Raw genomic sequence first — 4231 nt, 5'->3', positions numbered from 1 at the left:
CAGCCCGGGGCCACACCGTTGACCGTGATCCGTCTTTTGGCCAGTTCCAGCGCCAGCGACTTGAGCGCCGCGATCACGCCGCCCTTGGCGGCAGCTCGTGCACCTGGCGGGGGTAGAAGCCGCGTTCCAGCGCCACCAACTTTATCGCCGTGCGCCTGCCCGACGCTGAGCTGGCCGCCAGGGCGCGTGGCGACTTGCTGGCCGCCGGCAGTCTGATTCACCGCCCGCCCCATCCGGCGCTCAGCCATGTGCTGCGCATCAGCGCCGTCGAGGACGCCCTGGCACTCGGCCGCCTGGCCACACTGGAGGACGTGCTGGCCAATGGCTGAGGTACCTTGGTCGCATCTCAGGACCAGAAGCAGGTGGCCGACCGCTCAGGCAGAGGGGCCGCTTGACTATCGCCCAGTAAATTTGACGTTAGTTCTCTGGGAGTGCCATCGATGCCAATGTTAGCCGTGGCGCAAGACCCGCACATTAGGTTCAAGGAAGCGACATATAAGATAGCAGTGTTCGGCATAGCCAATTTCCTGCTCTATCGATCTCATCTTCAGAAGCCCCCGCATAACCGAGCACTAATCCGGGATGACTGAAAGACTCTAGATAGTAAGAAGATAAGGGTGACAAGGTGATACCAGCATCGGCAGCACGCCGGACGATGGCTTGCTCAACTGTGTCGCTGTCCAACCAAACAACCAGGTGCATTCCCGATTGCCCGCGGGATAACTGGAGTCCTTGAGCCACTGCCGGGGCCAAAGCATCCCTGAGACGGACCTGACGTTGTCTATAGCAATCTCGCATGCGGCGGATATGGCGCGAGAAATGGCCTTCCGAGATGAAATCGGCTAAAGCTGCCTGCACAGGGTACTGGGCTTCGCGATGAAGTCGTGCATTAGCACGCCGAAAAGGTTCGACGAGCGTTTCAGGAAGGACGAGGTAACCCAGCCGCAGACCTGGATACATTACCTTGCTGAAGGTACCGACGTAGATGACGGGGGCGTTATCAACCAGTCCTTGCAAAGCGGCTATAGGCAGTTGCTCATAGCGGAACTCGCTGTCGTAGTCATCTTCGATAACCCAAGCGCCATGATGCCTGGCAGTCTCCAGCAGACAAAGGCGTCTGGACAAACTCATTGTTACTCCGCTTGGGTATTGATGGGAGGGCGTTACATAAATGAGTCGTGGGGAGCGGCCATCCGGCGAGATTCCCGTCGCGTCCATTCCGTCACCATCCACGTTGACAGGAAGGACATCGAACCCTGAAGCGGTAAAACAGGCTTGTGCCCCACCATAGCCTGGCTCTTCCATGCAGACTCGGTCACCAGGGTCGCCTAGCAAGTGGGCGATCAACTCAAAACCTTGCTGAGCGCCCTGGACGATAAGTATCTGCTCAGGGTGACAACGAACGGACCGAGACAGTCGCAGGTAGTCACACAGGGTTTCGCGCAGAGCAGGCACGCCGCCCTGGGCTTGATAATCCAACCAATCAGTCGAAGCGGCCCGTTGATGACGCCGCAGCAGGCGTTGCCAAGTTTCCCGGGGGAACCTATCAAGAGCTGGGATGCCTGGTTCAAAGGCTCTAGAGGGCTCTTTTCCCGACTCACAGAGATCAAGTAAGCGCTGTCCCCGTAAGGAAATGCCAGCTTCAGAGGATATCAAAGCTGAGTGATACAGCCTTGCCCTCTCACTGGTTCGATTCTGTGCAATAGGAGTGAATGGCAGCTCTGCGACGTAGGTGCCGGCGCCTTGATAAGTCTCCAGGAATCCTTCCGCGACAAGTTGGTCAATTGCTGTAAGAACCGTATTTCGACCCAGTTTCAGCTCACGGGCCAAGTGTCTTGATGCAGGTATCCTCTCACCACTAGCGAGCTGACCTACCTGGATCATCTCCCGAAGTGCGCAATATAGCTGCTTGTGCAGCGGTGCTTTTGAAGGTTCTGCGAGCTGGATCCCTAGAGCATCAATGACAGGCAAGATAGCACCCTCGGATTTTGGTTCCATAAAAATCATGTAGATTGGATCTGGTGACAGCGTAATCGTTATAGCAGAGTTGGGGTACCTCATCATCAACTGAGTTTTGGTAATGCCAGTTCGTAAAGCAAACTTGAAAGATTTATCTCTACTGGCGGTATTGCTCGATGAATACCGCTGTTTCTACGGCCAGCCTTGCAATCTAAAGAAGGCCCGGGAATTTCTGCAGCTTCGTCTAGAGCTACGCGACTCATACGTGCTTGTTTACGATTTCGAAGACGGGGCTGACCTTGATGGTTTCGTGCAACTTTACCCGATTTACACCACGGTGCGCCTGGACAAGTGCTGGATCCTCAATGACCTATTCGTTACACCTTCAACGCGACGGCATGGGATTGGCCGGGAGCTGATGGGGGCAGCAGCAAAATTGGCTAGGGAGCATAGTGTCTCGCAATTGAAGCTATCAACCCAGGTCGATAATGCCGCGGCCAAGACACTGTATGAATCCCTTGGATGGCAGTGGCTGAGTGACTTTGATCAATACACGCTAAGCTTGCAGATGTAAAGAGCTGGCTCAAAAAGGGAACCTTTAGCGAAGAGATAATATAAACCACACCTACCTATGCATAGCAAAGTAGTCTTCAAAGAGAGCATAGGACACTTAAATTTCCTGGATTCATAGGAATGCGCATAAGCCAGGAAAATTCACAGGTTTTCGTGGCAGACATTAGTGGGGAGCTCGTTGGTTTCATACAGCTATACCCCACTTTTTCCACTGTCGATCTTAGTCGAATTTGGATTCTCAATGACTGGTACGTCCTGAAGCGTTTCAGGTCGCAAAACGTAGGCTATGAACTTTTGCGAGCTGCGAAGGAGTTTTCTGAAAGATCCGGTGCTTCTCAACTGAGAATAGAAACTGGCTTAGATAACATCAAGGCTCAGAGATTATATGGCAAGTTTGGCTTCATAGAGAGTAACGGCTGCAAATACTACCACTTCCCACTTAATGACTAGATTTTCCATCATTCGAGAATGACCATTCTTTGTCTCATCAATAAAACTCAACCACCCTGGAGATTGATAACAATGACTTATGCTGCATTTGTTTATCTTATGGCTGTTATCAGCCCTGGTCCAAATTTTATACTAGTTAGCAGGTACTCATCACTGGGCGCTTTACGTTCCGGGTTTGCCGTGACCTTGGGAATTTGCACTGTGAGCGGTTTTTTTCTGTTATTTCATTACTGGGTCTAGCGAGCATTCTGAAGGCGTTCCCATCTTTTACAGAAATATCTGTCATTCTAGGGTCCGCATATCTAACATATATTGCGTACACTATTTTTTCCAGCACTGTGGGTATAAAAAAAACAGGAGTGAAGGGTGGTGATATCTCGGAAGGAATGTCTTTTGGGTTTACGGAATCATATCGTGTGGGCGCTTTGATCAACCTTTTCAATATAAAAACTATTGCATTCATGATAAGCATATTCTCGGGGTTTCTCGCCACTCCAAGATCTTTATATGAGCAATCTTTAATAGTTATTGTTTGCAGCACTTTAGAGTTTCTTTGGTACTTTCTGGTAGCATTTGTATTTGGTAAGACTTCCGTTAGGAATATTTTCCTCCGTCACCGTATCGCTATTGATAGAAGCCTGGCAATGTTCTTGGTTCTATTTGCAATGCAGAACATCTATCAGATCATGTAGGGTATCCGACTATTGTGAATAACAAAATATCCGTGATGCCGGAGGGGGCTGCCTGGGTCTCGGCATGGATCTTCGGTGTCGTCGTCGTTTGTTGATGCAGCTTGATGTCCATGAACCTAAATTGCTGAAGAAGCCCTCTGGTGGCTAGCAGAGGATAACTTCTATAGGCGATTTGATCATCGGGGACTCGACACGCCGTATCTCTCGGCTGATGGTTGACGGGGGTCGCTCGAGCAGAGCCGCCGCCCTCACGAGGCTCGGGTCCTCGAATCTGACCTGGATCGTGGCACGTTCTTCGGCACAAGGTTTAGAACAGGACATGGGTACAACACCTTATCGAGTGGATGGGGTGTTGCAATCAGAATCTGCGGCCAAGGCTTTTCTTCTTGATCGATGGGCGCAAGCAGGCCTTCAATAAAGCCCGCCGTTGACTGCAATCACCTGGCGGGTTACGTAGGCGCTATCCGGCGAGCAGAGGAAACTGACCACCCCGGCGACCTCCTCGGCGCTGCCCATGCGCTGCATCGGTACCACCTTTTTGATCTCGACGTCGCTGC

Annotated in this window: 7 protein-coding genes; 4 read left to right on the top strand and 3 right to left on the bottom strand. The window is 51.6% G+C overall.

Annotated elements, in window-relative coordinates; translation table 11 throughout:
- The coding region (locus tag H146_RS22580; RefSeq protein WP_425411327.1) for an SDR family oxidoreductase at positions 1-233 on the bottom strand (233 nt) is incomplete at its 3' end.
- On the opposite strand from H146_RS22580, the gene H146_RS22265 reads away from it, so the two are divergent.
- On the top strand, positions 150-329 hold the full coding sequence (locus H146_RS22265; RefSeq protein WP_019953249.1) for a hypothetical protein: 180 nt from the start codon (positions 150-152) through the stop codon (positions 327-329). The genes H146_RS22580 and H146_RS22265 overlap by 84 nt on opposite strands.
- 151 nt (positions 330-480) lie before the next feature.
- Here H146_RS22265 and pdxR read toward each other — a convergent pair whose 3' ends face one another.
- The gene (gene pdxR, locus H146_RS21105) at positions 481-2007 is read right to left on the bottom strand and encodes a MocR-like pyridoxine biosynthesis transcription factor PdxR (protein WP_083920953.1); all 1527 of its coding nucleotides are present in this window, start codon (positions 2005-2007) and stop codon (positions 481-483) included.
- Between the two features lie 73 nt (positions 2008-2080).
- Between pdxR and H146_RS0117900 the strand changes: the two genes are divergently transcribed.
- The 3 genes from H146_RS0117900 (at position 2081) to H146_RS22570 (ending at position 3674) form a co-directional block, all read left to right on the top strand.
- Positions 2081-2533, top strand: coding sequence for a GNAT family N-acetyltransferase (locus H146_RS0117900; RefSeq protein ID WP_019953246.1), 453 nt, complete (start codon positions 2081-2083; stop codon positions 2531-2533).
- Between the two features lie 119 nt (positions 2534-2652).
- On the top strand, positions 2653-2982 hold the full coding sequence (locus tag H146_RS22575; RefSeq protein WP_019953245.1) for a GNAT family N-acetyltransferase: 330 nt from the start codon (positions 2653-2655) through the stop codon (positions 2980-2982).
- 149 nt (positions 2983-3131) lie between these two features.
- Complete coding sequence (locus H146_RS22570) at positions 3132-3674, top strand: LysE family translocator (RefSeq protein ID WP_380059554.1); 543 nt, start codon at positions 3132-3134, stop codon at positions 3672-3674.
- A gap of 411 nt (positions 3675-4085) precedes the next feature.
- On the opposite strand, the gene H146_RS19895 is transcribed toward H146_RS22570, so the two are convergent.
- A partial coding sequence (locus H146_RS19895; protein WP_033195870.1) for an SDR family oxidoreductase occupies positions 4086-4231 on the bottom strand: 146 nt, incomplete at its 5' end.

The organism is Kushneria aurantia DSM 21353 (assembly GCF_000382245.1).
In the GTDB taxonomy this organism is placed as follows: Bacteria; Pseudomonadota; Gammaproteobacteria; order Pseudomonadales; family Halomonadaceae; genus Kushneria; species Kushneria aurantia.
The sequence above is the reverse complement of the archived record's forward strand: the minus strand, read 5'-3'. Positions and strand labels throughout refer to the sequence as shown.